This window comes from Porphyrobacter sp. TH134, from assembly GCF_002855495.1.
Taxonomy (GTDB): Bacteria; Pseudomonadota; Alphaproteobacteria; order Sphingomonadales; family Sphingomonadaceae; genus Erythrobacter.
In genome coordinates this window covers 18,062-41,932 of the sequence record NZ_PKRO01000027.1, presented here as the reverse complement: position 1 = coordinate 41,932, position 23,871 = coordinate 18,062, and the positions used below count along the sequence as shown (strand labels likewise).

Here is a 23,871-nt window from a genome sequence, read left to right as displayed (position 1 = left end):
CCGGAAGACCATCCGCCGGGAAATCGATCAGGCCAAGGCGACACCTCGTAAAGCTGGATGTCGCCTTACGGCTCCTGTGAACTGTCCTTCAACAGCGTGATCTTGTAAACGGTGGGGGTCACCTGTTCATACGAGAAGGGCACCTGGTCCTTGTCCATCACGCCGGTTTTTGATCCGGCGATATTCAGGCTGCCAACGCGCGCTTCGCGGCGTTCTTTCTTCTCCATCAGGTTGATCAGCGAAAATTCGTTGGGGCTGATGACCGCATTGCCGAAGCCGGTTGAAAACACGGCCGACTGGTTATCACCGGGCGCATCGAAGAAGACATAGAAGGTCGGCTTACGCGCGCCTGTCTGGGTCTGCGCGGTCGCACCGGGCAGCACGGCCTTGAGACTGGCCGAAGCGATCCCGCCCGTCAGCGCATAGCCCAAAATCCCGCCGGTCTTGGTCTGGGTCGAAGCGATCGGATCGATCTTCAGCATTCTGGGCTGGCCCGCGGCCTCGTCCAGCATGTAAAACCCCGGCGTGTGCGGCACCGTAGGATCGGGCGAGGTATCGTTGTAACGGATTGTCCCGTTCGCACTTTTCACCATCGCCGCAATCACCGGGCTTGGCACGCCCTTGGCCCGCAGCGCGAGCAGGGTCTTGGTGTCGGTCACAAAATCGCCGTCGCTGGTTTCGATCTTGGCGATCACCGCCTCTTCGCCCAGCCCTGCTTCAAGCAGTGCAACCACATCATCGTTGCGCAGGGTTTCAGCCCGCGCGGTGCCTGCCAGACACAGCGCAAGGGCTGCTGCAACACAGCGCAATTCCACAGAAAATTTCATTCGCCCCTCCCAATCGGCGCGGCTCGATCGCGTGCCGCACCGTCTGTTCCGTCAACTTACTGCTCCAAACCACAATCCTATACAAGGTGGTTAATCCAGCGCAGTTAAGCCCATGCCAGCAACGCTCTGACTGACCGCAGACCTGCCGCACAAGTGTTCGACGATTATCCGATTGAACGCAGGCGGCAGCGCGTCCAAGGCGGCGACGGTCCCCTCGCACCAGCTGAGATTTCCAAACGCATGACCACCAAATTGCTGACCGGCTTGCTTGCCAAGCAAAGCGACGCCAACTTGGCTGCGCGCCGCACGCGCGGCGAGCAGGTGTTCCAGATTGCCTTTGGCCTGGTCCAGTGGCCGTGGCTGCTGCGCAGTCTCTATGGCGGCACGCAGGCCCAGAAGCAGGCCCTGCTGGAACGGCTGGGGCTGGCACCGGACGCGCTGCCGCATCTGGGGAGCTGGAAGGCGGATACCTATCTGCTGCACCGGATCGTCGACACCATCGAGACCACCCGGCCCGCCACCGTGCTGGAGCTGGGATCGGGCGCAACCTCGCTGGTGATCGCCAAGGCGCTGGCCCAGCACGGCGGTGGACGGCTGCATTCCTACGACAGCTACGCGCCGTTTGTTGCAGCAATGGATGGCTGGCTGGCCGAGAATGATTGCACCGCCGCGTTCCACCACGCGCCCTTGGTGCAGCGCGATGCCCGTTGGCCGGGGCTGTGGTATGATCTTGCCGATGTGCCCGGTTCCATCGATCTGCTGGTGATCGACGGCCCGCCCTGGGCCGTCCACCCCTTTGCCCGCGGCATGGCCGAACGCCTGTTCCCCCGCATTGCGCCGGGCGGCATGGTGCTGCTGGATGATGCCGCGCGCCCGGGTGAGCGTTATGTGGCGCGGCGGTGGAAGAAGGCCTGGCCCGACTTTGCATGGCATTATGAAGGCGCGGGCACCAAGGGCCTGCTGGTGGGCCGCCGCGCGCAAAGCCCGGACGCCTAGAGCTTGCCTCTCAGCGCCTGATAGGCCGCCGCCGACACGGTGTTGGCAAGGTTCAATGACCGGATCACATCGGAACGCATCGGCAGCTTGAACAGGCGGTCCGGGTGCTGCCCGATGATCGGTTTGGGAATGCCCTTGGTCTCCTGCCCGAAAACGAGGAAAGCATCCTCGGGATAGTCAGGCTCGTAGAAAGACCGCGCACCGAATTCCTCGAACAGGAACAACTGGTCGGGCCGCGGGGCGCGCGCTTCGAGAAACGCGGCCCAGCTGGCATATTCGGTCAGGTGGACGTGCGGCCAGTAATCGAGGCCCGAGCGCTTGACCCGCTTGTCGCTGATGTCGAACCCGAGCGGGTGGATCAGGATCAGCTCCAGTCCCAGCGCCACACAGGTGCGCCCCACCGCCCCGGTGTTGCCGGGGATTTCGGGCTGGATCAGGACGATGGAGAGCCCCACGCGGGCGCTTCGCCTCAGCCCAGCTTGTCCTTGAGCAGCTGGTTCACCACCGCCGGATTGGCCTTGCCCTGCATCGCCTTCATGGTCTGGCCCACGAAGAAGCCGAACAGGGCCTCCTTGCCGCCGCGATATTGTTCGACCTTGTCGGCATTGGCGGCGATGATCGCGTCGACCGCGGCTTCGATGGCGTCGGTGTCGCTGACCTGCTTGAGGCCTTCCGTATCGGCGATCTCGTTGGGGTCGCGGCCGGTCTTCAGCACGATCTCGAAGATCTCCTTGGCCTGACCGCCGCTGATTTCGCCTTTGTCGGCCATCGCGAGGATGCTCGCCTGCGCGGCGGCTGTGGCGTTGGCGGGGTCAGCGTCATCGCTGAGCGCCTTCATCACGCCCGGCGCGACCGAGAGCGACCAGTTGGCGACCTGCGTGGCGACCTTGGCTTCATCCTTGCCCGTGACCGTAGCGGTTTCAGCCAGCAGCGTTTCGAAGCGCGCAAAGGTCTCGACCTCGGCGGTCAGCTCGCGCGCGTTGTAGGGCGTGAGACCCAGCACTTCGACGTAACGCTTGCGCTTGGCATCCGGCAATTCGGGCAGCGAAGCGCGGCATTCGGCGAGGAAGTCTTCCTCCAGAACGAGGGGCAGCAAATCAGGATCGGGGAAGTAGCGGTAATCGTGCGCGTCTTCCTTGCTACGCATCGTGCGCGTGGTGCCGGTGCCGGGGTCGAACAGGCGGGTTTCCTGCACGATGGTGCCCCCGCTTTCGAGCACATCGACCTGGCGCATCGCCTCATGCTCGATCGCCTGCATGACGAAGCGCACGGAGTTCACGTTCTTGGTCTCGGTCCGGGTGCCGAAGGGCTCGCCCGCCTTACGCACCGAAACGTTCACGTCGGCGCGCATCGAGCCTTCTTCCATGTTCCCATCGCAGCTTCCGACATAGCGCAGGATGGCCCGCAGCTTGCGCAGGTAAGCCCCGGCTTCGGCGGGCGAGCGCATGTCCGGCTTGGAAACGATTTCCATCAGCGCCACGCCCGAACGGTTGAGGTCGACATAGGACATGGTCGGGTGCTGATCGTGCATCAGCTTGCCCGCGTCCTGTTCCACATGGATGCGCTCGATCCCGATGACCTTGTCCTCGGGAATGCCCGCCTTCTCGTCCGCTTCAATCAGCAGCGAGCCTTCGCCCACGATCGGGTGGTAGAGCTGGCTGATCTGGTAGCCCTGCGGAAGATCGGCGTAGAAGTAGTTCTTGCGGTCGAAGCGGCTCCACGCGTTGATCTGCGCCTCGATCGCCATGCCGGTGCGCACCGCCTGCCGGATGCATTCGGCATTCGGCACGGGCAGCATCCCCGGCATCGCAGCATCGACGAGGGAGACCTGCGAGTTCGGCTCCGCGCCAAACGCGGTCGCCGCGCCCGAGAACAGCTTGGACTGCGAGGTGACCTGCGCGTGGACTTCAAGGCCGATCACGACCTCCCATTCACCCGTGGCACCCTGAATGCGGTAGTTGCTCATTTCGTTTCCTCGTCCTCGATCACCTTGCCGTCAGGCCCGAAGCGCATTTCGCCGTGATCAACGTGTTTTCTGACCCAGTTGGCGACCATGAAAGTCACCGGCACCGCGAGGGCGATGCCGATCCCGGCAAGCCACAGCGCGGTATCGGGGGTCACCACCACTTCTCCGGTTTGGCCATGAACCCGGCACGCTGCTGGATCGCGAGGCCTGCGTTGAGCACGCCCTGCTCGTCGAACGGGCGGCCGACCAGCTGGAGGCCGAGCGGCAGGCCATCGGCGTTGATCGTCGCGGGCACGCTCATCGCAGGCAGGCCCGCGAGGCTGGCAGGCACGGCGAAGACATCGTTGAGATACATCGTCAGCGGGTCTTCGTTCATCGAACCCAAGGGGAACGAGGCCGTCGGCGTGGTCGGGGCGAGGATCACGTCGCACTGTTCAAAGGCCAGCGCGAAATCGCGGGCGACCAGTGCGCGGACCTTCTGCGCCTGGGTGTAATAGGCGTCATAGAACCCGGCCGAGAGCACATAGGTGCCGATCAGGATGCGGCGCTTGACCTCGTCGCCGAACCCGGCGGCGCGGGTGGCAGCGTACATGTCTTGCAGGCCCACGCCCTCAGGCAGATCGCGCAGGCCATAACGCACCCCGTCATACCGGGCGAGGTTGGACGACGCTTCGGCGGGCGCAACGATGTAATAGGCGGGCAGCGCGTATTTGGTGTGCGGCAGCGAGACATCGACGATCTCGGCGCCTGCGTCCTTCAGCCATGCCTTGCCCTGTTCCCAGCAATCGAGGATCGCCTGATCGGTGCCCTCCATCCGGTATTCGCGCGGGATGCCGACCTTCTTGCCGCGCAGGTCGCTGCTGAGCGCGGCTTCCCAATCGGGCACAGGCATATCGAGGCTGGTCGAATCCTTCGGGTCGAACCCGGCCATCGCGCCCAGCATGATCGCGCAATCCTCGACGCTGCGCGCCATCGGCCCGGCCTGATCGAGCGAGGAGGCGAAAGCGACGATGCCCCAGCGTGAACACCGGCCGTAAGTCGGCTTGATCCCGCAGATGCCGGTGAAGGCGGCGGGCTGGCGGATCGAGCCGCCGGTATCGGTCCCGGTCGCGGCAGACGCAATGCGCGCGGCAACGGCGGCGGAGGAACCGCCCGAGGAGCCGCCGGGCGACATGGCGGCGTTTGAGCCGGCCTTCTTCCACGGCGAGGTGACGTTGCCGAAATAGGACGTCTCGTTGGACGAGCCCATCGCGAACTGGTCAAGGTTGAGCTTGCCCAGCATCCCCGCGCCTGCATCCCACAGCTTTTGCGAAACAGTGGATTCGTAGCGGGGGGTGAAGCCTTCAAGGATGTGGCTGGCAGCCGTGGTCTGCACGCCATGGGTGGCGAACAGATCCTTCATGCCGATCGGCACGCCCGCCATCTTGCCCAGCGGCTCGCCCGCAGCGCGTGCGGCGTCGACTGTGTCGGCGGCAGCCAGGGCGTGATCGGGCGTGGTGACGATGAAGGCGTTCAATGCGGCGGCATCAGCCACGGCAGCGTTGAACGCGGTTGCCACTTCGCGCGCGGTGAAGCTGCCGTCGCGCACACCGTCGCGGAGGTCTTTTACGCCGAGAGAGGTCAGTTCGGTCACTAGCAAACTCCGTTCGTGCTGAGCTTGTCGAAGCCCTGTCTTTTATCCTCGACCGTCGCACGGAAAGAAAGGCAGCCCTTCGACAAGCGCAGGGCGAACGGGAAGAAGCGCAAGCGCTCGCCCCTTATTCGATCACCTTGGGCACGCCAAAAAAGCCGTGCTCTGCCGCGGGCGCATTGGCGAGAACATCGCTTTGCCGCCCGCCGCCTGTCAGCGGATCGGCGTCGATCACATCGGCGCGCAGGCGCAGCGTGTTGGGGATCACTGCCGCCATCGGCTCGATCCCGGTCACATCCACCTCGCCCAATTGTTCGACCCATTGGAGGATGCCGTTCAGTTCCGGCACCATCTGTTCGAGCGCCGCATCATCCATGCGGATGCGCGCGAGGCTGGCGATCTTGGCCACGGTTGCCTTGTCCACCGACATGCTCAGCGCGCCCCTTACTGGCCTGGAACAGGCGCGGGCGCAGCCTGAGGCGCCGGTGCCCCCTGCGGCGCGCCCTGCGGTGCACCACCTTGCTGGCCCATCTGCGACTGCATGGTCTGCTGAAGCAGCTTGAGATTGCGGTCGAAGGTATCGCGGCTCATGATGTCGATCACCTCGATCTCGAACTCCAGATCGGCGTTGGCCGGGATCGGGGAACCGGGCGGCGGCGTGGCGCCATAGGCCAGATCGGCCGGGATGAAGAGCGTGTACTTGCCGCCCTTCTGCATCTGCTGAAGCCCCTGGAAGAAACCCGGCACGGTCGCGCCTTCTTCCAGCGGGAACGGCGTGCCTTCGGGGAACAGGCCTTGCACGGGGAGCGGAATGTTCTGCGATTCGTCGAACATCGTGCCGTCAGCGGCCAGCTTGCCCTTGTACTTGACCCACACGACCTCGCCCATCTGCGGCAGCGGCCCGGTGCCGGCGACCTCAGTATCGATATTCAACCCGCGCGGCACGGCGGCCCAGGCGAGACCCGCCCCCACCAGCACGGCCAGGATCACGCCGATCCACAGCTTGGTCAGCGAGCCCTTGGCGACGGGCTTGATCGGAACGCGGGTAATCTCGGTCATGGTACGGTCCTGCTGGGCGGCGACATGGCGCCGGATAATGACGGCAAAAGGGCGCGGGAATTAGCCGCGCCCTGATGACTGATCGGAAAAGGGGATTCAAGCAGTTCCGTATCCGGAAACCTGCCTGGCAACGGGATTACTTGCTCCCGTCGCGCTCCATCCGCTTGCGCTCCATCTTGCGGGCGCGGCGCACGGCAGCAGCCTTTTCGCGGGCGCGCTTTTCCGACGGCTTTTCGTAGTGGCGACGCAGCTTCATTTCGCGATAAACGCCTTCACGCTGCAGCTTCTTCTTGAGCGCGCGCAGGGCCTGATCGACATTGTTATCGCGAACCATGATTTGCATAAACGACGACTACCTCAATTTTCCAAACGCCAGAGCCCGCCCGAATCATGCGGGGATACGCGGTGAATTGCCTGTGAAACACCAATGATACGCGGGCGATTCCTTTGCAGGACCGCCCACCAAACCGCGCCCCGATAGTCCAACACCGCCGCAAAGGCAACCCGCCAGCGTGCCGTGCCCGGCGCAATCGTTCTTCGGCTACGCTAGGCAGATCGCCTGAGGCTCGCTAAAGGCCGGGCGATGGCCGGTGAAATCTCCCCCCTGGTAGCAAGTCTCAACGTCGCTTTCGGCGGCGCGGTCGGCTCGGTGCTGCGTTATCATGTCGGCCGGGTGGTGACCAATCTTGCCGGGCCGGGCCATGCGTTTCCGTGGGGTACGCTGGCCGTGAACATCTTCGGCAGCTTGCTGATGGGCGCGCTGGTGGGCTGGCTGGCGCGCGGCAGTATGGCAGCGCCTCTGGCCGATTCCATGCGGCTGCTGCTCGGCGTCGGTCTCTTGGGCGGCTTTACCACCTTCAGCGCCTTCAGTTCCGAGCTGGTTACCATGCTTCACCGCGGGCAGGCGCTGATGGCGCTGGGTTACGGTGCGGCCTCGCTCATCGCCGGTATGGCGGCAATCCTTATCGGCCTTGTCGCCGCACAGAGTGTTCAATGACCCAAACATCCGCCGACGAACCCGCTGACCTTTCCGCCGATAAGGCCGCCACCGATAACGTGCGCCAATTCACGGTATCCGAGGATGACGGTGGCATCCGGCTGGACCGCTGGTTCAAACGCAATCTGCCGCAGATCGGCTTTGCCACGGTATCGCGCTGGGCGCGCACTGGGCAGATCCGGGTCGATGGCAAGCGGGTGAAGCCGGAAGATCGCGTGGAAGCCGGGCAGGTGCTGCGCGTTCCCCCCGGCGGCGAAGATGCGCCGGCGGCCAAGAAAGCCGCGCCCCGCGTTCGCACCCTCAGCCCCGAACAGATCGCCGAGGCCAAGGCGATGGTGATCCGCGAAACGGCGAGCGCGATCGTGCTGAACAAGCCCCCCGGCCTCGCCACGCAAGGCGGCAGCAAAACCACCAAGCATGTCGACGGGCTGCTCGATGCCTTTGTCGAGACCGAAAAGACCCCGCGCCCGCGCCTCGTCCACCGGCTCGACAAGGACACGAGCGGAGTCCTGTTGATCGCCCGCACGCCGGGGGCCGCGGCGAGCTTCTCGAAGCGCTTCGCCGGTCGCAGCGCACGCAAGGTCTATTGGGCGCTAGTGGTTGGCGTGCCGAAACTGTCCGAAGGCGTGATCGATGCCCCGCTCGCCAAGCAGCCGGGCACCGGCGGCGAGAAGATGCATATCGACGAGGAAAACGGGGCGGCGGCCAAAACCCGTTACCGCGTGGTGGAACGGGCGGGCCAGCGCGCCGCCTGGGTCGAGCTTGAGCCGCTGACCGGCCGCACCCACCAGCTGCGCGTCCACATGGCCGCGATCGGCCACCCGATTGTGGGCGACGGCAAGTATGGGGGGCCGGACAGCTTCCTGACCGGCGCGGTCAGCCGGAAGATGCACCTCCATGCGCGCCGCCTTATCATCTCCGAACCCAAGGTGGGTGAAGGAACCGGCGGCAAGCTGGATGTGACCGCCGAACTGCCCCCGCACTTTGCCATGAGCATGGACGTGCTGGGCTTCGATCAGAGCCTGTCCGATGCGTCCCCCATGGGCGACGAAGCACCGGAGCGGACGGGCGAGGAAAAGAAGCAGGCCGCCCGCCGCCACTTCAAGCAGGCGCGCAAGGAAAGCCGCGCGCCGCGCCGTGCCCGCGGTGATGCGGCGGCCAAGCCCAAGGCGAAGGGCAAACCCAAGAGCAAGGGCGCCAGGCCCGTTGGCAAACTCGCCGGAAAGCCGGTTGTCGGGAAGGGTAAGCTTGCCTCCAAGGGACCGGGCAGGAAGCCCGCACGCTGATGCATCCCAATCCGCTGTTCCGAGGCGATGATGCCGCGGCTGACGCTGCGCTGGTGGGCCAGATCGGCTTCGGCATGGTCTTCGCCGCAACGCCTGATGGCCCGCGTGTGGCGCATACCCCGCTGCTGATGACGCAAGATGGCGCCGTGCAGTTCCACCTCGCCCGCGCCAACGCGCTTGTCCGCCACCTTGACGGGGCGACGGCGCTGATCGTGGTCAATGGCCCTGACGCCTATGTCTCCCCGCGCTGGTATGATGATCGCAACACCGTGCCGACCTGGAATTATGTCGCGCTGGAGCTGGAAGGCCCCGTGCGGCGGATGGACGATGATGGGCTGGAAGCCTTTCTCCACGCTGCCATCATCAAGCATGAAACACATCTGGGCGGTGAGCCGTGGCGGGCGGAGGAATCCTCGGAAAAAATGTGGGCGGGCCTGTTTCGCGGGATTGCGGGCTTTGAACTGACGGTGGCGGCCCGGCGGCCGACGCACAAATTGTCGCAGAACAAGCCGCCCGAAACGCGCACGCGGATCGCCGACGGGCTGGCCAATACCGGTGCCAGCGCGCTCGCCGAGTGGATGCGGAGCATAGCTGAATGAGGCTGGCTGTCTTCGATTGCGACGGAACACTGGTCGATGGGCAGGCCGATGTTTGCTGGGCGATGGACCGCGCCTTTGCCCGCGCAGGTCTTGCAGCGCCTGATCCATCGGCGGTGCGGCGTATCGTCGGATTGAGCCTGCCGGCCGCCGTGCGCGCACTGGCCCCGGCGCTGACCGACGATCAGAACCAGGCCGTGACCGAATATTACCGATCGAGCTTTCGGGCGCGGCGCGAAGAAGGTCTGCTCGACGAGCCGCTCTATGATGGCATCGCCGATCTGCTGCGGGATTTGCGCAGCACGGGCTGGCACCTGGCGGTCGCCACCGGCAAGTCCGACCGCGGACTCGCCGCGTGCCTTGCCACCCACGGGATCGCCGATCTGTTCGTCTCGCTCCAGACCGCCGACCGCCACCCATCCAAGCCGCATCCGGCGATGCTTGAAGCTGCCTTGTTTGAGGCCGGGGCGAGCCGCGAAGAGGCGGTCATGATCGGCGACACCAGTTTCGACATGGTGATGGCGCGCAGCATTGGCGTGGCGGCGATCGGGGTGGGCTGGGGCTATCACGCCCCGCCCGAACTGCTGGCAAGCGGCGCGGCCCGCGTCGTGGCCACCCCCGCCGCCCTGGCCGCGGCGCTGGAGGAGACCCTGCCATGACCAGGTCCGAACGCACCACCGCCGAAACCCGCGCGCGCAATGGCTATATCATCGTCACGCTGGTGCGGTTTGGCGGGATTGCGCTCATCATGCTGGGCTTTGCGATTGTGCGCGGCGTGATTGATCTGCCGCGCGCAGCCGGGGCTGTCCTGGCGGTGGCGGGGTTCTTTGAATTCTTCTTCCTGCCGCGCTTTATCGCGCGCCGCTGGAACGCCGGAGCCGATACGCACCCATGATCCGCCGATTTTACAAGGACGTAACGCTGGGCGCGCAGCCCGGTGGCTGGCAGGTCTTGCTGGACGGGCGCGGGGTGAAGACGGTGGGCGGCGCGGTCCAGCTTGTCCCCACCCGCGCGCTGGGCGAGGCATTGGCTGCCGAATGGGCGCGGCAGGGCGAAAAAATCGACCCGGCCAGCCTGCCGCTGCGCGATCTTGCCGATTACGCCATCGATATCGTCACGCCCGGCGCGGCCGCAATCGCGCAAGGCCTCGTCGCTTATGCCGAGACCGACACCCTGTGTTACCGCGCCGATCCGGATGAGCCGCTTTACGCGCGCCAGATGGACGTGTGGGAGCCGCTGCTATCCGCCTTCGAGGCTGCGCATGGGATCGCGCTGGTGCGGGTCAGCGGCGTGCTCCACCGCCCGCAGCCCGCGCCGGCTTTGGCGGTGTTGCACCAGCGGCTGCTGACGCTCGATCCCTTTGCGCTGGCCGGGGTGGAGGCGATGACGAAGCTTGCCGCCTCGCTCGTCACCGCGCTCGCCGCGCTGGATGCGGCTCACGAAGACGAACCGCGTGCGCTGTGGCAGGCGGTGTGTCTGGAGGAAGAATGGCAGGCAGACCTGTGGGGCCGCGACTGGGAGGCTGAAGAACGCCGCGCCCGGCGCGAAGCTGATTTCCTGCGCGCCTGTGCCTTTGCAAAAATGGCGCAGGGCTAGATCAGCCCCCCGCCACCCAATCGGCCACTTCGGCAGCGACCTTATTGGCCGCGCCGTTCAGTGCGGCACCCACAGCCTTGGTTTCTGCCGGAATGCCCGCTTCACGCGCTTCAAACCGGCGGGTGGTGACCGCACCATCCTTGCCGATCTTGACCGCATCGAACCGCACAATGGCCTGCGAGTTTTGCGCATCATAGCCCATGTCGATCAGCGTTCCGCGCAGCGTCATCGTCGCCAGCGTTGCGGTATCATCGCCGTCCACCACCATCGCATTGCCGCGCGCGCGGATCGTCTCGCCCACCAGCCGCCGGAACAGACGCGCGGGCTTTTCCACCCAGAAGGCTTCTTGCAAGTAAGCCAGTTCAGTCTCGCTCACGGCCACGGGCACGCGCAGCACATCGAGCTTGGCGGGCGTGTCGATCGTCAGCACCGCGATCACGGGGCGCTGGGCGCCGCTCACCCCCGGCCCGGCCGGCGCGGTGGCCGCCGGGCTGAGCGTAAGCAGGCTGGCCGGCGGCTCTCCGCCCAGACTGATGCATCCGGGCAGCGCCAGCAGCAGCGCAGGCAGCATGAGCGACCGGGTGGTGATGGTCATGCGAACAATCCCTCTATTCAGGCTTGTAATCGGGCAGCGACTTGCCGCCGACCAATGCGCCTGCGCCTTCGCTTTCGAGCTTTTCGGTGATCGAGCGCAGCGCCCGGCTGGTAGCACGCAGATCTTCCAGCGTGGCTTCGGCATTGGGCAGCGTGCTGGTGCGCAACTGGCGCGCGGCCGGGCGGGTGTCCTCCAGCGTCGCAGACAGCGAAGCGAGCGCGGCATTGGCCGATTTCAACGTGCCGCGCAGTTCCTGCGCCAGTGAACCGCCTTCCTTGCCAAGCAGCGTGTCGGTGGTGGCCACCAGCTTTTCCACCGCATCCAGCGTCTGGTTGAACTCCGCCATGGTGGTGCGGAATTCCTTGAGGTTCTGCGTGATTTCCGGGCTCGCGTCCGCCAGCCCGCCGGTCAGGCGGTTGGTGTTGCGCAGGATCCCGGCGATCTCGGCCTGATTGTCCGGACCCAGAATCGTGTTCAATTGTTCGGTCAGGGTCGCCAGGCGTTCCAGCAGCAGCGGCGCATTGGCGACGATTTCGCCAAAGCCGCCGCGGCCCGGCGGGATTACCGGGCGGCCTTCGGGACAGGCCGTGGTCTCGCAGGTGATCGCCGGATTGTCCTTGCGCGCGCCGTCCAGCAGGATGGTCGACACCCCGGTAAAGCTCGCCTGAATGGTCGCCTGCGTGCCCACCAGAATGGGCACATCATCCTTCACCTTGATCCGCACCCGCACAAATTCGGGATTGTCCTTGGCCAGCGCGATTTCCGTCACCTGCCCCACCGGCACCCCGGCAAAGGTGACCTGGCTGCCATTGGCAAGGCCCGAGACCGACTGGCTGTAGAAGATGTCGTATTCGTCCTTGGCGCCCTCGCCCAGCCGGGCGATCCAGACGATGAAGGCCGCCAGCATCGCCATAAGCAGCAGCGACACCGCACCGACCCACAGATGATTGGCTCTGGTTTCCATGTGCGTTCCCTATGCCGCCCGCAGGCTGCGCTTGTCCATTGCTGTGTGGCTCATGACGCGCCTCGCAAGTGGCTGTCCTGGGCGGCGCGGCCGCGCGGACCGTTGAAATATTCCTCGATCCACGGATGCCCGGTGGCAATCAGTTCCGGGATTGTCCCGACCGCGATGATCTTTTTCTCGGCAATCACCGCCACCCGGTCGCAGATTTCGTAAAGCGTATCGAGATCATGGGTTATGAGAAACACGGTAAGACCCAGCGTTTCCTGCAATTCGCGGGTCAGCCGGTCAAACTTGGCCGCGCCGATGGGGTCAAGGCCCGCGGTGGGTTCATCCAGAAACAAGAGTTCCGGATCAAGCGCGAGCGCGCGGGCCAGCCCTGCGCGCTTCTTCATCCCACCCGACAATTCGGAGGGATATTTTGCCACCGCATCATCCGGCAAGCCCGACAGGATCACCTTGTAACGCGCGATTTCAGCCCGCAGCACCGGATCAAGATCGGGGTAGTATTTTCGCAGCGGCACTTCGACATTTTCGCCCACGGTCAGCGTCGAAAACAGCGCTCCGCCCTGAAACAACACGCCCCAACGGCGGCGCACGCCGATACCCTGATCGAGGTCTGATTCAGTGATGCAGCGCCCCAGCACATCGATCCGCCCCGCGCTGGGCCGTTGCAAGCCGATGATCGAGCGCATCAGCACCGATTTGCCCGTGCCGGAACCGCCAACCACGCCAAGGATTTCGCCGCGCCGCACTGTCAGATCAAGGCCTTCATGGACCGTGACATCGCCAAAGCGGTTGACCAGCCCCTCGATCACGATGGGGGCGTTCTCGTCGTCGGGATGATGGTGTGCCTGCATCGCTCAGCCCCACCCGATTTCTGTAAAGAACACCGCAAAAAACGCGTCGAGCACAATCACGGCAAAGATCGCCGAGACCACCGCCATGGTCGTGCGCCGACCGACCGCTTCGGAATCGCCGCGCACCTGCATCCCGTGATAACAGCCCGCCAGTGCCACGATCAGACCGAACACCGGGGCCTTGATGAGCCCGACCCACAGGTCGTGGATCGGCACGACTTCCTGGATCCGGATCAGAAAGGTCAGGAACGGGATGCCCAGCGTCATGTCGCCGACCACCGCGCCGCCAATAATCGCCACGACCGAGGCATAAAAGCCCAGTAGCAGCATCATGAAGGTCGCTGCCAGAATGCGCGGAATTACCAGCACTTCGACCGGCGACACGCCGATCGTGCGCATCGCATCGATCTCCTCGGTCAGCTTCATGGTCCCGATCTGTGCAGCAAAGGCGCTGCCCGAACGGCCCGCCACCATGATCGCGGTCATCAACACACCCAGTTCGCGCAAGGTGATGCGGCCGACCAGGTTCACCGTCAGCGCCTCGGCCCCGAATTGCTCAAGCTGGACCGAGCCCTGCTGCGCGATGACGATCCCGATCAGGAAGCTCATCAACCCGATGATCGGCAAGGCCGAAACGCCCACCAGTTCCATCTGGTGCACCAGCGCCTTCACTGGAAACCGCGAGGGGTGACGGGCCAGACTGGCGATGCCCAGCAAGATCTGCCCGAAGAAACCGACCACGCCATAAACGCCTGAGCGCGCGGCAAAGACCTTGTCGCCCACCGCCGTTGGCACCCGTTCCCAAAACGGTGGGCGCGGCGGACGCATCGGGCCGGTTGCGTCGATGTCGCGCACCGCGCTTAGCAACCGCTGCGCTGCCTCGCTGGCGCCGGTAATGTCGCAATTGTGCTCGCGCGCGAGGCGGCAAACCACCCATGCGCCGACGGTATCGATGTCGTCCACGCCGGCCAGATCGATGCTGTCCAGCGGCCCTTCAAGGCGGCTGAGGCTGTGTTCCAGCGGGCCGATATGCGCCAGCGTCATATGCCCGGACAGCACCAGCCGGTCGGTATTGGCGCCGGCCTTTTCCAGCGAATATTGCGCGGCGTCCTGCATCGGAATGAGGCTATGGGGAGATTTTTGCCCCCCGGCAAGGCTCTCGCGGCGAACCGCCGCACGCTGGCAGGCCTGTCCGTCATTGCATCGCAACATCGGTGCTGGCATGGCGCAAGGCATTATGACCGACACGCCGCACCCCGCTCTGCCCACCACCTTCGACCCCGCCGAAATCGAGGCGCGCTGGTATCAGCATTGGGAGACGAGCGGGCTGTTCCGCCCGGACCGTCCGGAGGCGGAAGCCTACACCATCGTCAACCCGCCGCCGAACGTCACCGGCTCGCTGCACATCGGCCACGCGCTCGACAACACCTTGCAGGACGTAGTGATCCGCTACGAGCGGCTGCGCGGCAAGGACGCGCTGTGGGTGGTCGGCATGGACCACGCAGGGATCGCGACGCAGATGGTGGTCGAGCGCCAGATGGAAGCTCAGGCGGACAAGCGCACCAACTACTCGCGCGAAGCTTTCGTCGACAAGGTGTGGGAATGGAAGGCGGAAAGCGGCGGCAGCATCACGCGCCAGCTGCGCCGGCTGGGCTGTTCGATGGACTGGAGCCGCGAACAGTTCACGATGGACCCGCATTTCACCAAGGCGGTGATCAAGACCTTCGTCGACCTGTATAATGATGGCCTGATCTACCGCGACAAGCGGCTGGTGAACTGGGACCCGAAGCTCAAGACCGCGATTTCCGACCTTGAGGTCGAGACCCGCGAAATTCAGGGCAACTTCTGGCGTTTCCGCTATCCGCTGGCTGATGGTGTGCGCACCGATGCCGGAGACGATCACCTGATCGTCGCCACCACTCGGCCCGAAACCATGCTAGCCGACATGGCCGTGGCGGTGAACCCGGCGGACGAACGCTTTGCCAGCGTCGTGGGCAAGCACATCGTGCTGCCGATCACCGGGCGGCGCATTCCGATCATCGCCGACGAACACGCCGATCCGGCGCTGGGGTCAGGCTGCGTGAAGATCACGCCGGGCCATGATTTCAACGACTTCGAAGTCGGCAAGCGCGCCGGGATCGCGGCGGGCGAGATGCTCAATATGTTCAACGTCGATGCGGCGGTGGTGCAGGTGGCCGATGGGCTGATCCCTGACGCCTTCCTCGGCCTTGACCGGTTCGATGCGCGCAAGGCGGTGGTCGAGCGGTTGAAGGCCGATGGCTACCTCGTCCCCCACATCACCAAGACCAAGGACGGCGAGGAGATCGAACACGACGCTGAACCGCGCGTGATCCAGACCCCCTTCGGCGACCGCGGCGGCGTGGTGATCGAGCCGTGGCTGACCGACCAGTGGTATGTGAACGCCGCCGAACTCGCCAAGAAGCCGATCGAAGCGGTGCGCTCGGGCGATATCCAGATCGTTCCCAAGACGTGGGAGAAGACCTTCTTCAACTGGATGGAGAACATCCAGCCCTGGTGCGTCAGCCGCCAACTGTGGTGGGGGCACCGGATTCCGGCTTGGTTTGCCGATGATGGCCGCTGCTTTGTCGCCGAGGACGAAGCCGCCGCGCAGGCGCTCGCCGGTGAAGGCATTACGCTGCGGCAGGACGAGGACGTCCTCGACACGTGGTTCTCCTCCGCCCTGTGGCCCTTCGCCACGCTCGGCTGGCCGGAAGACCCTACCTCCGTTCGCCCTGAGCCTGTCGAAGGGCTGCACTTCACTTCATCCGACAGCGCCGAAAAGAAAGACAGTCCTTCGACAAGCTCAGGACGAGCGGAGTTGGAGGATGGTGCCCGAACGGGTCTCTTGCAAAAGCACTTCCCCAACAGCCTCCTCATCTCCGGCTTCGATATCCTGTTCTTCTGGGATGCGCGGATGATGATGATGGGCTTTTACAACATGGGGCAGAAGCCCTGGGACACGCTCTATCTCCACGGCCTTGTGCGCGCGGCGGATGGGGCGAAGATGTCGAAGTCCAAGGGCAATGTCGTCGATCCGCTCGGCCTCATCGACCAGTACGGGGCCGACGCGCTGCGGTTCTTCATGGCGGCGATGGAAAGCCAGGGCCGCGACATCAAGATGGATGAAAAGCGGGTCGAGGGTTATCGCAACTTCGCCACCAAGCTGTGGAACGCGGCGCGGTTCTGCCAATCGAATGGGATCGGGGCGTCGGCTAGCGTCAAGGCTCCTCCTGCACGCCTCGCCGCCAACCAGTGGATCATCGGCGAGGTAGGGTCTTGCGTGACCGAAATCGAAAAGGCGATGGCCGACCTGCGCTTCGACGCGGCAGCCAACGCGATCTACCAGTTCACGTGGAGCAAGTTCTGCGACTGGTATCTTGAACTCGTAAAGCCGGTCTTTTCGGGCGAAGCTGATAGTCCGGCTGCGGCGGAAACCCGAGCGGTCGCCGGCTGGGCGCTCGACCAGATCCTCGTCATGCTCCACCCCTTCATGCCCTTCATCACCGAAGAGCTGTGGCACAAGCTGGGCGCGCGCGAGTACGAGCTGATCGTGGCGCAGTGGCCCAAGCCGGAAGCGGAAGTCAGCAAGGAAGCAACCGACGCCATCGACTGGGTGATCGACCTCACCACCAGCACCCGCAGCGCGAAGAACGAGCTTGGCATTGCGCCCGGCGCGAAACTGGCGGCGTTCCTTGCCGCGCCGTCGGACGTCGCCGCGCGCACCATCGAGCGCTCAAGCGCGGCAATCGAACGCCTCGCGCGCCTGACGCCGGTGACCATCGGCGAAGCGCCCGCAGGCCCCGCCATGCAGGTGACAGCCGGCGAAGACGTGTTCGTCATCCCCTTGGAAGGCATCGTCGACATCGCAGGCGAAAAGACCCGGCTGGAAAAGGCGCTGGCGGCGTCGGAAAAGGAAGCGAAGTCGCTGGGCGGCCGCCTGGCGAACCCCGCCTTTGCCGAAAAGGCCAAGCCCGAAGCGGTCGAAAAGGCCCGCGCCGATCTCGCCCATCATCAGGGCGAGGTGGAACGGCTGACGGCGGCACTCGCGCGGCTGGGATAGCCCCCCCCTGCACCCGTCCGCGTGATTTCCTTTGGGCAGCCAGCGATAGGCTGTTAAGGGCGCGCGCATGCTTACCATTGACGGTGTCACAGTGCGGCTTGGCGGCCGGGCCATTCTTGAACGCGCCAGTGCGACGGTGCCGGTGGGCGCGCGCGTGGGGCTGATCGGCCGCAACGGCGCTGGCAAATCCACGCTGATGAAGGCGCTGATCGGCGAGATCGAGCCTGATGACGGCGAAATCAGCAAGCCATCGCGCGCCAAGATCGGCTATATCGCGCAGGAAGCCCCCAGCGGCAGCATGACGCCTGAGGAGGTGGTGTTGGCGTCTGCCACCGAGCGCGCCGCGCTGCTCGCCGAGCTGGAAACCTGCACCGACATGGACCGGATGGGCGATGTGCACGAACGCCTGCTCGCCATCGACGCCTACAGCGCCCCGGCGCGCGCGGCCAAGATCCTCAATGGTCTGGGCTTTGATGACGAAATGCAGCAGCGCCCGGTCGACAGCTTTTCGGGCGGCTGGAAGATGCGCATCGCCCTGGGCGCGCTGCTGTTTTCCGAACCTGACATCCTGCTGCTGGACGAGCCCAGCAACCACCTCGACCTTGAAGCGACGTTGTGGCTGGAGAACTTCCTCAAATCCTATCCCGCCACGCTGGTCGTCATCAGCCACGAACGCGACCTCCTCAACAAGGTCGTCGATCACATCCTGCACCTGCAAGGCGGGCAGCTGACGCTCTATCCGGGCGGGTATGACGCATTTGAGAAACAGCGGGCCGAACGCGCCGCGCAGCTCGCGGCGGCGAAGGCCTCGCAGGATGCGCAGCGGGCGCGGCTTCAGGATTATGTCGCCCGCAATTCCGCCCGCGCCTCGACCGCCAAGCAGGCCCAGTCGCGCGCCAAGATGCTCGCCAAGATGCAGCCGATTGCGGCAATGATGGAAGACCCGACGCTAAGCTTCGATTTCCCTGATCCGGCGGAAATGAAGTCGCCGATGATTACGGTGGAACAGGCAGCGGTGGGTTACGGCGAGGCGCCGCCGATCCTCAAGCGGCTGAACTTCCGGATCGAGGCCGATGATCGCATCGCCCTGCTGGGCCGCAACGGCAACGGCAAGACCACGCTGGCGCGGCTGCTGGCCTCGCAGCTGACCCCAGCCGAGGGCGCAATCAACGCGCCCGGCAAGCTCAAGGTCGGATACTTCACCCAGTATCAGGTGGAGGAACTGGCGGGCGAGGATACCCCGCTCGATCTGATGAACCGGGCGATGGAAGGGGCCTCGCAAGGCGCGATCCGCGCGCAATTGGGGCGCTTCGGCTTTTCGGGGCCGCGCGCGCAGCAGCGGGTCGACAAGCTTTCGGGCGGGGAGCGCGCGCGGCTGGCGCTGGCGCTGATCACGCGCGATGCGCCGCATCTGCTGATCCTGGACGAGCCGACCAACCACTTGGATGTCGACGCGCGTGAGGCGCTGATCCAGGCGCTCAACAGTTATTCGGGGGCGGTGATCCTCATCAGCCACGATCGCCACATGGTCGAACTGACCGCCGACCGCCTGATCCTCGTCGATAATGGCACCGCGCGCGAATATGCCGGGAGCATGGAGGATTACATCGACTTCATCCTCGGCCGCAATCAACCCAAGGGTGGCGGGGCCAAGGGCAAGGGGGCGCGCGGCAACGCGGGCAGTGACATGCGCAGCGCGCAGTCCGATCTCACCAAGGCGGAAAGCGCCATTGCTCGCCTGTCAGCCGAGGTGGAGCGGCTCGACCAGCAGATCCTTGCCCAAAGCACGGCGCCCAGCGGACCGCAGGGCAGCGCGATGCAGCGGCTGGTTGCCCAGCGGGCCGAAGCCGCCGATGCGCTGGCCAAAGCGGAAGAAGCCTGGCTGGCGGCCAGCACCGTGCTCGAAGCGATCGAGGCGGCGTAAGCCCGGCATGAACCTCACCCTTGCCACCGATGACAACGGCGGGCCGGAGATTTTCGCCAGCCTGCAAGGCGAAGGGCCGTCTGCCGGAATGCCGGTGGCGTTTGTGCGGCTGTCACGCTGCAACCTCGCCTGTACGTGGTGCGACACGGCTTACACTTGGCGGTTTGAAGGCGATAACCGCCCGCACCGCGATGGGATCGCGTTTGATCGCCGCGCCAATCAGGTGACGCTGACCCCTGCCGAAACGGCGGAGCGGATCGCCGCGCTGGGCCAGAAGCGCCTTGTCATCACCGGGGGCGAGCCGCTGTTGCAGGCGGGCGCGCTGGCGGAGATGCTGGCGTACCTGCCGGATATCAGTGTGGAGATCGAAACCAACGGCACCGTCGCCCCGCCAGCGCGGCTGGATGTGCGGGTCGATCAGTACAATGTCAGCCCCAAACTGGCGCACTCGGGCAACCCGGCCGATCTGGCGCTGATCCCCGAGCGGCTGGATGCTTGGGCGACTGATCCGCGCGCGTTCCTGAAGTTCGTGATCGCCGCGCCGGATGATGTCGCAGAGGTTCTGGCGCTTCAGCAGCGCTACCGCTTCAGGCCCAAACGCGTGTTTCTGATGGCCGAAGGCACCGACAGCGCGGCCCAGCGGGAACGGCAGGTGTGGCTGTCAGACCTTTGCCTGAAGCACGGGTTCCGCATGAGCGACCGGCTGCATATCCACCTTTACGGCGATACGCGCGGAACGTAGCTTGTTTGCGCGCCCGCCTCCGCGGGCACGTCCTCGGCGCGTTTCGCACTTCGCGCGAGCGCCTGCGGGCGGGCGGTCGCCCTTGCGGCCCGTCCGTTGGCGGGCCGAGCCAGTTCGCAAGTGTGAGTGTGTGGCGCCTCCCGCAGCGACGCGGCCTTTAGGCCGAGTGAGCGAGGGTTCCGCGCCGCTGACGCGGTGCGGAACACAAATACTCAACCCTGCGATCTCCAGCGCATCACCACGCGTTCGACCAGTTCTTCCTCGCCGCCGTCGGTGCTCCACAATTCAGCGAAGCTCGGGTCTTCGGAAGCGGGGCGTTTGTGTTCTTCAAGGTTGTCGAAGCTGACCCGGATCGGAATCGCCACGCCTTCGCCGCAGATGATGCATTCGCGGTTGCGCAGCGCCGGGATCGAATCCAGGAACCCGCGCGCGCCTTCGGGCATGGCGGACCGCACGAAAGCCTGGTCGCGGTCGTTGTTGAGCCGCATCGCGATAATCGTGCCGCACTGCGACAGCACGCCTTCGGCAAGGTCGGAGGGGCGCTGGGTAATCAGGCCAAGGCTGATGCCGTATTTGCGGCCTTCCTTGGCGATGCGGCTGAGGATCTTGCCGACCGATGATCCATCGGCGTTCTTTTCATTGGGCACGTAGCGGTGGGCTTCTTCGCACACCAGCAGCACCGGCCGGGTCTTTTCCTCGCGGCCCCAGATCGCAAAATCGAACACGAGGCGCGAGAGCACCGCAACCACGGTCGAGGTGATGTCGGACGGCACGCCCGACACATCGATGATCGAGATCGGTCTGCCATGACCCGGCATCCGGAAAATCTTGCCGATGAAGTCGACCATGGTGTCGCCCACCAGCATCCCTGAGAACATGAACTGGTAACGCGGATCGGCCTTGATCTCGTCAAGCTTGCCCTTGATCCGCATATAGGGCGCGGACGAGGTTGCCTTGTCGAGCTTGCCCATTTCGTCTTGCAGGATGTTGCCGAAGTCGGACAGCAGATAGGGGATGGGCGAATCCACGGTGATCTTGCCCATCGTCTGGGCCAGCCGGTTCTTCGAGCGTGCGGCCAGCAGGCACTTGGCCAGAATGTCGCTATCGACCTGGCGTTCGTTGCCGCTGCTCGACAGCAGCACTTCGCAATGCTCCTCGAAGTTCATCAGCCAGTAGGGCATTTGCAGGTTCGACACGTCGAGGATCTGCCCCGTCGTGCGGAACGCGGCAGAGTATTCGCCGTGCGGGTCGATCATCACGATGTGACCCTTGGGCGCGGCTTCGCAGATCCTGTGCAGGATCAGCGCGGCGCTGGTCGACTTGCCGGTGCCGGTCGATCCCAGCAGCGCGAAGTGCTTGCCCAGCATCGCGTCGATATACAGGCCGGCGCGGATATCCTTGGTGGGGAAGACCTTGCCGATGGTGATGCTGGCGCGCCCATCGCTCGCATAGATCTGTTCCAGATCGCGGGTGGTGGCGGGATAGATCATCGCACCGGGGATCGGATAGCGGGTGACCCCGCGCCGGAAGCCGCTGATGCGGCCTGTCAGCTTTTCCTCGCCGCCTTCGCCAAGGAAATCGATATGGGCGATGATCCCGCCGTCGGTGCGGCGGTCCTTGCGCTGATCGCGCACATTGGCCAGCAGCCAGCTGTCGCCAACGCGGATCTTGATCTGGCTGCCCACCTGCCCGGCCATTTGCACCGAGGGATCGGCATCGGCCATGCATTCGTTGATGCGTTGCAGGTCGAGCGCGATTTGCGAGCCTGAGCCGGAGATTTCCAGCACCACGCCAATCGGCAGGCGCGAATTGTCGTGGGCGCCAGTGGCATAGGCCGATGCCACTTCTTCGGCGCCGGTCGGATTGGGTCCGGTGAAGCGCTCAAAATCCTGCCTGCCGTGATCGGTCATTTGCGCCTTTCCCCTGCGCCGCCTTATGCGAGGCCGGGGGGTACGATGGGTTGGGTTAAGATCGGGTCAACGTCTTTGCGGCCCGCTCCGGTTCAGGTGCGCGCAAACAGCCGCCCAGCCAGCCACCCCATCCCCAGCGAAAGCGCGATCGCGCCAAGCCCGTAGAAGAACGACCAGCGCTGTGAGGCAGTGACCACGCGACCTTCCAGCCCGGCCTTCACCACTTCGATCCGGGCCGTCGCACTGGCCAGCACCCGGCCCCGGGCAATCGCAAAGGTTTCCGCGGTGTAGCGTCCGGTGGTGACGTTGGAAGGCAGATCGATGCGGGCCTGATAGAGCACCTTTTCGGCAATGCTCACCCCGCGCGGGTCTTCCTGATACAGCCCCTGGCGCCGCCGCAGTTCGACCAGCCCCCGGGCGAAGCGGGCCTGTTCTTCCGGCTCGATCTGGCCGGACGGCGATAGCTGGATGAAGTCGGTTCCCAGTTCATAGATTGCCGCGGTGCGTTCATCGACGATTTCGCGCACCGGGCGCGAGGATGCTACCGCAAAGAACGCCGGGGCTGACCGGAAATCGCTGGATCCGGCATTGGCCCAGATCCCGGCAACACGTTCCTTTTCGCGGATGCGGACGGCCTCGGACGGGCCTTTGAGCACGACGACGATGTCATAATCCGCGCTGCGCGCGCCCGCCCCCGCCGGATCGATCACCGCACCGTAAAGCAGCAGCCGTGCGCCGGTGAAACCCTGTTGCACCTCGATCAGGGATTGGCTGACCGCCGGCACCAGCACCGGCTCGCGTTGGGCAGAAAGGGTAAGCCACGCCAGCGCGGCCAGCGCCGCCCGCTGCGCCAGCCTCACCGCGCCGCCCTCAAAGCGGCACCACGGTGTAGATCTCGTCCGGCTGCACCCCGAGCCCGTAGAGCATCCGCAGCGCGATCAGCAGCACGAGCGCGGCCAGGGCAAGGCGCAGCAGTTCGGGCCGGGCCTTCAGCGCGATCTGCGTGCCGAACTGCGCGCCCAACACCGATCCCAGCAGCAGCAGCGCCGCCAGCACCAGATCGACCGCCTTGGTCGTCAGCGCGTGGGTCATGGTGGTCACCATCGTCACGAACAGGATCTGGAACAGCGAAGTGCCGACCACCACATTGCCGCTCATCCCGAGGATATAGAGCATCGCGGGCACCAGCAGAAAGCCGCCGCCCACCCCCATCAGCATGGTCAGGATCCCCACCAGCATCCCCAGAATGGCCGGCGCCAGCGGGGAGATATACAGGCCCGAGGCATAGAACCGCCAGCGATAGGGCAGGTTGGCCACCAGCGGGTGGTGGCGGCGTTTCTTGACCTGTGTGCCCATCTTGCCGAGCAGGCCGGGGCGCAGCGTGCTCACCGCCTCGCGCATCATGAGCATCCCGATCGAGCCGAGCATCAGGACATAGAGGATCGAGATGACAACATCGATCTGACCGAGCGATTGCAAAGCGCTGAACAGGCCTGCCCCGATCAGCGCGCCAACAATCCCGCCGCCCACCATCACCCCGCCCATCCGGTAATCCACCCCCTTGCGGCGCGAATGGGCGAGCACGCCCGAAACGCTGGCACCGGTGACCTGGGTTGCGGCCGAGGCGGCGGCGACCGTGGGCGGGATGCCGTAAAAGATCAGCAGCGGCGTGGTCAGAAAGCCGCCGCCCACCCCGAACAGGCCTGACAAAATCCCCGTCAGCCCGCCCAGCAGCACGATGTAGAGGCCATTGACCGACAGATTCGCGATGGGCAGGTAAACGTCCATGCGTGCAGGCCTAGCCCACCGCGCCGCGGGATTAAAGCTGCGCTTGTTCCCGATCCC

At 65.0% G+C, this 23,871-nt stretch carries 25 protein-coding genes; 10 read left to right on the top strand and 15 right to left on the bottom strand.

All coding sequences use genetic code 11. The features are described from left to right. Positions 1 to 65 precede the first annotated feature (65 nt). Positions 66 to 827, bottom strand: a complete 762-nt coding sequence (locus C0V72_RS11740; protein WP_101794326.1) for a hypothetical protein — start codon at positions 825 to 827, stop codon at positions 66 to 68. 240 nt (positions 828 to 1,067) lie between these two features. On the opposite strand from C0V72_RS11740, the gene C0V72_RS11735 reads away from it, so the two are divergent. Then, positions 1,068 to 1,823 carry a class I SAM-dependent methyltransferase gene (locus C0V72_RS11735; RefSeq protein WP_101794325.1) on the top strand — a complete coding sequence of 252 codons (756 nt, stop codon included), beginning with the start codon at positions 1,068 to 1,070 and terminating at the stop codon, positions 1,821 to 1,823. Here the strand turns inward: C0V72_RS11735 and C0V72_RS11730 are convergent. The 7 genes from C0V72_RS11730 to rpsU form a co-directional block, all read right to left on the bottom strand. Then, complete coding sequence (locus C0V72_RS11730) at positions 1,820 to 2,278, bottom strand: tRNA (cytidine(34)-2'-O)-methyltransferase (protein WP_101794324.1); 459 nt, start codon at positions 2,276 to 2,278, stop codon at positions 1,820 to 1,822. The two genes, C0V72_RS11735 and C0V72_RS11730, sit on opposite strands and share 4 nt — an antisense overlap. Positions 2,279 to 2,292: 14 nt before the next feature. After that, complete coding sequence (gatB, locus tag C0V72_RS11725; protein WP_101794323.1) at positions 2,293 to 3,789, bottom strand: Asp-tRNA(Asn)/Glu-tRNA(Gln) amidotransferase subunit GatB; 1,497 nt, start codon at positions 3,787 to 3,789, stop codon at positions 2,293 to 2,295. Then, complete coding sequence (locus C0V72_RS11720) at positions 3,786 to 3,944, bottom strand: glutamyl-tRNA amidotransferase (RefSeq protein ID WP_233999919.1); 159 nt, start codon at positions 3,942 to 3,944, stop codon at positions 3,786 to 3,788. Before C0V72_RS11720 ends, gatB begins: the two co-directional genes overlap by 4 nt. Beyond that, entirely contained in the window at positions 3,941 to 5,422 is a 1,482-nt protein-coding gene (gene gatA, locus C0V72_RS11715; protein ID WP_101794321.1) for an Asp-tRNA(Asn)/Glu-tRNA(Gln) amidotransferase subunit GatA, read from the bottom strand. Before gatA ends, C0V72_RS11720 begins: the two co-directional genes overlap by 4 nt. A gap of 124 nt (positions 5,423 to 5,546) precedes the next feature. Further along, entirely contained in the window at positions 5,547 to 5,849 is a 303-nt protein-coding gene (gene gatC, locus C0V72_RS11710; RefSeq protein WP_101794320.1) for an Asp-tRNA(Asn)/Glu-tRNA(Gln) amidotransferase subunit GatC, read from the bottom strand. Positions 5,850 to 5,863: 14 nt separating this feature from the next. Beyond that, on the bottom strand, positions 5,864 to 6,478 hold the full coding sequence (locus C0V72_RS11705) for an FKBP-type peptidyl-prolyl cis-trans isomerase (protein WP_101794319.1): 615 nt from the start codon (positions 6,476 to 6,478) through the stop codon (positions 5,864 to 5,866). 136 nt (positions 6,479 to 6,614) lie between these two features. Beyond that, positions 6,615 to 6,821 (bottom strand): 30S ribosomal protein S21, encoded by a 207-nt coding sequence (gene rpsU, locus C0V72_RS11700; RefSeq protein ID WP_017664771.1) that lies wholly within the window; start codon positions 6,819 to 6,821, stop codon positions 6,615 to 6,617. A gap of 240 nt (positions 6,822 to 7,061) precedes the next feature. Here rpsU and crcB point away from each other — a divergent pair, with 240 nt between their 5' ends. The 6 genes from crcB to C0V72_RS11670 are packed head-to-tail and all read left to right on the top strand — an operon-like array spanning position 7,062 to position 10,953. Next, positions 7,062 to 7,475, top strand: coding sequence for a fluoride efflux transporter CrcB (gene crcB / locus C0V72_RS11695; protein WP_101794318.1), 414 nt, complete (start codon positions 7,062 to 7,064; stop codon positions 7,473 to 7,475). Continuing rightward, entirely contained in the window at positions 7,472 to 8,761 is a 1,290-nt protein-coding gene (locus C0V72_RS11690; protein WP_101794317.1) for an RluA family pseudouridine synthase, read from the top strand. Before crcB ends, C0V72_RS11690 begins: the two co-directional genes overlap by 4 nt. Then, entirely contained in the window at positions 8,761 to 9,360 is a 600-nt protein-coding gene (locus C0V72_RS11685) for an FMN-binding negative transcriptional regulator (RefSeq protein WP_101794316.1), read from the top strand. Before C0V72_RS11690 ends, C0V72_RS11685 begins: the two co-directional genes overlap by 1 nt. Further along, positions 9,357 to 10,016: an HAD-IA family hydrolase gene (locus tag C0V72_RS11680; protein WP_101794315.1), complete on the top strand. Its 660-nt coding sequence runs from the start codon at positions 9,357 to 9,359 to the stop codon at positions 10,014 to 10,016. The genes C0V72_RS11685 and C0V72_RS11680 overlap by 4 nt, the downstream gene beginning before the upstream one ends. Continuing rightward, the gene (locus C0V72_RS11675) at positions 10,013 to 10,252 is read left to right on the top strand and encodes a hypothetical protein (RefSeq protein ID WP_101794314.1); all 240 of its coding nucleotides are present in this window, start codon (positions 10,013 to 10,015) and stop codon (positions 10,250 to 10,252) included. The genes C0V72_RS11680 and C0V72_RS11675 overlap by 4 nt, the downstream gene beginning before the upstream one ends. Then, on the top strand, positions 10,249 to 10,953 hold the full coding sequence (locus C0V72_RS11670; protein WP_324761539.1) for an ATP12 family chaperone protein: 705 nt from the start codon (positions 10,249 to 10,251) through the stop codon (positions 10,951 to 10,953). Before C0V72_RS11675 ends, C0V72_RS11670 begins: the two co-directional genes overlap by 4 nt. 1 nt (position 10,954) lies before the next feature. Here the strand turns inward: C0V72_RS11670 and C0V72_RS11665 are convergent, their stop codons facing one another. The 4 genes from C0V72_RS11665 to C0V72_RS11650 are packed head-to-tail and all read right to left on the bottom strand — an operon-like array spanning position 10,955 to position 14,485. After that, positions 10,955 to 11,548, bottom strand: a complete 594-nt coding sequence (locus tag C0V72_RS11665) for an ABC-type transport auxiliary lipoprotein family protein (RefSeq protein WP_101794313.1) — start codon at positions 11,546 to 11,548, stop codon at positions 10,955 to 10,957. A 13-nt stretch (positions 11,549 to 11,561) separates the two neighbouring features. Then, positions 11,562 to 12,512, bottom strand: a complete 951-nt coding sequence (locus C0V72_RS11660) for an MlaD family protein (RefSeq protein ID WP_101794312.1) — start codon at positions 12,510 to 12,512, stop codon at positions 11,562 to 11,564. 50 nt (positions 12,513 to 12,562) lie between these two features. Next, the gene (locus C0V72_RS11655; protein WP_101794311.1) at positions 12,563 to 13,369 is read right to left on the bottom strand and encodes an ABC transporter ATP-binding protein; all 807 of its coding nucleotides are present in this window, start codon (positions 13,367 to 13,369) and stop codon (positions 12,563 to 12,565) included. Between the two features lie 3 nt (positions 13,370 to 13,372). Beyond that, entirely contained in the window at positions 13,373 to 14,485 is a 1,113-nt protein-coding gene (locus C0V72_RS11650) for an ABC transporter permease (RefSeq protein WP_101794310.1), read from the bottom strand. A 121-nt stretch (positions 14,486 to 14,606) separates the two neighbouring features. Between C0V72_RS11650 and C0V72_RS11645 the strand changes: the two genes are divergently transcribed. The 3 genes from C0V72_RS11645 to C0V72_RS11635 all read left to right on the top strand — a co-directional run bounded on the left by C0V72_RS11645 (position 14,607) and on the right by C0V72_RS11635 (position 20,116). After that, entirely contained in the window at positions 14,607 to 17,450 is a 2,844-nt protein-coding gene (locus tag C0V72_RS11645) for a valine--tRNA ligase (RefSeq protein ID WP_101794330.1), read from the top strand. 67 nt (positions 17,451 to 17,517) lie between these two features. Continuing rightward, a complete protein-coding gene (locus C0V72_RS11640; protein ID WP_101794309.1) occupies positions 17,518 to 19,374 on the top strand; it encodes an ABC-F family ATP-binding cassette domain-containing protein in 1,857 nt (618 codons plus the stop codon). Between the two features lie 7 nt (positions 19,375 to 19,381). After that, positions 19,382 to 20,116, top strand: a complete 735-nt coding sequence (locus C0V72_RS11635) for a 7-carboxy-7-deazaguanine synthase QueE (protein ID WP_101794308.1) — start codon at positions 19,382 to 19,384, stop codon at positions 20,114 to 20,116. A gap of 212 nt (positions 20,117 to 20,328) precedes the next feature. Here C0V72_RS11635 and C0V72_RS11630 read toward each other — a convergent pair whose 3' ends face one another. The 3 genes from C0V72_RS11630 to C0V72_RS11620 form a co-directional block, all read right to left on the bottom strand. Next, on the bottom strand, positions 20,329 to 22,026 hold the full coding sequence (locus tag C0V72_RS11630) for an ATP-binding protein (RefSeq protein ID WP_101794307.1): 1,698 nt from the start codon (positions 22,024 to 22,026) through the stop codon (positions 20,329 to 20,331). A gap of 92 nt (positions 22,027 to 22,118) precedes the next feature. Further along, positions 22,119 to 22,886, bottom strand: a complete 768-nt coding sequence (locus tag C0V72_RS11625) for a TIGR02186 family protein (protein ID WP_101794306.1) — start codon at positions 22,884 to 22,886, stop codon at positions 22,119 to 22,121. Positions 22,887 to 22,896: 10 nt separating this feature from the next. Further along, on the bottom strand, positions 22,897 to 23,814 hold the full coding sequence (locus C0V72_RS11620) for a sulfite exporter TauE/SafE family protein (RefSeq protein WP_101794305.1): 918 nt from the start codon (positions 23,812 to 23,814) through the stop codon (positions 22,897 to 22,899). Positions 23,815 to 23,871 lie beyond the last annotated feature (57 nt).

Coding starts and splice junctions, on each gene's coding strand:
- C0V72_RS11635 (WP_101794308.1), top strand. CDS start 19,382: ATGAACCTCACCCTTGCCACCGATGACAACGGCGGGCCGGAGATTTTC.
- C0V72_RS11735 (WP_101794325.1), top strand. CDS start 1,068: ATGACCACCAAATTGCTGACCGGCTTGCTTGCCAAGCAAAGCGACGCC.
- C0V72_RS11655 (WP_101794311.1), bottom strand. CDS start 13,369: ATGCAGGCACACCATCATCCCGACGACGAGAACGCCCCCATCGTGATC.
- C0V72_RS11670 (WP_324761539.1), top strand. CDS start 10,249: ATGATCCGCCGATTTTACAAGGACGTAACGCTGGGCGCGCAGCCCGGT.
- gatC (WP_101794320.1), bottom strand. CDS start 5,849: ATGTCGGTGGACAAGGCAACCGTGGCCAAGATCGCCAGCCTCGCGCGC.
- C0V72_RS11630 (WP_101794307.1), bottom strand. CDS start 22,026: ATGACCGATCACGGCAGGCAGGATTTTGAGCGCTTCACCGGACCCAAT.
- C0V72_RS11705 (WP_101794319.1), bottom strand. CDS start 6,478: ATGACCGAGATTACCCGCGTTCCGATCAAGCCCGTCGCCAAGGGCTCG.
- C0V72_RS11660 (WP_101794312.1), bottom strand. CDS start 12,512: ATGGAAACCAGAGCCAATCATCTGTGGGTCGGTGCGGTGTCGCTGCTG.
- C0V72_RS11650 (WP_101794310.1), bottom strand. CDS start 14,485: ATGCAGGACGCCGCGCAATATTCGCTGGAAAAGGCCGGCGCCAATACC.
- C0V72_RS11640 (WP_101794309.1), top strand. CDS start 17,518: ATGCTTACCATTGACGGTGTCACAGTGCGGCTTGGCGGCCGGGCCATT.
- rpsU (WP_017664771.1), bottom strand. CDS start 6,821: ATGCAAATCATGGTTCGCGATAACAATGTCGATCAGGCCCTGCGCGCG.
- C0V72_RS11685 (WP_101794316.1), top strand. CDS start 8,761: ATGCATCCCAATCCGCTGTTCCGAGGCGATGATGCCGCGGCTGACGCT.
- C0V72_RS11620 (WP_101794305.1), bottom strand. CDS start 23,814: ATGGACGTTTACCTGCCCATCGCGAATCTGTCGGTCAATGGCCTCTAC.
- C0V72_RS11645 (WP_101794330.1), top strand. CDS start 14,607: ATGACCGACACGCCGCACCCCGCTCTGCCCACCACCTTCGACCCCGCC.
- C0V72_RS11665 (WP_101794313.1), bottom strand. CDS start 11,548: ATGACCATCACCACCCGGTCGCTCATGCTGCCTGCGCTGCTGCTGGCG.
- crcB (WP_101794318.1), top strand. CDS start 7,062: ATGGCCGGTGAAATCTCCCCCCTGGTAGCAAGTCTCAACGTCGCTTTC.
- gatB (WP_101794323.1), bottom strand. CDS start 3,789: ATGAGCAACTACCGCATTCAGGGTGCCACGGGTGAATGGGAGGTCGTG.
- C0V72_RS11675 (WP_101794314.1), top strand. CDS start 10,013: ATGACCAGGTCCGAACGCACCACCGCCGAAACCCGCGCGCGCAATGGC.
- C0V72_RS11690 (WP_101794317.1), top strand. CDS start 7,472: ATGACCCAAACATCCGCCGACGAACCCGCTGACCTTTCCGCCGATAAG.
- C0V72_RS11680 (WP_101794315.1), top strand. CDS start 9,357: ATGAGGCTGGCTGTCTTCGATTGCGACGGAACACTGGTCGATGGGCAG.
- C0V72_RS11740 (WP_101794326.1), bottom strand. CDS start 827: ATGAAATTTTCTGTGGAATTGCGCTGTGTTGCAGCAGCCCTTGCGCTG.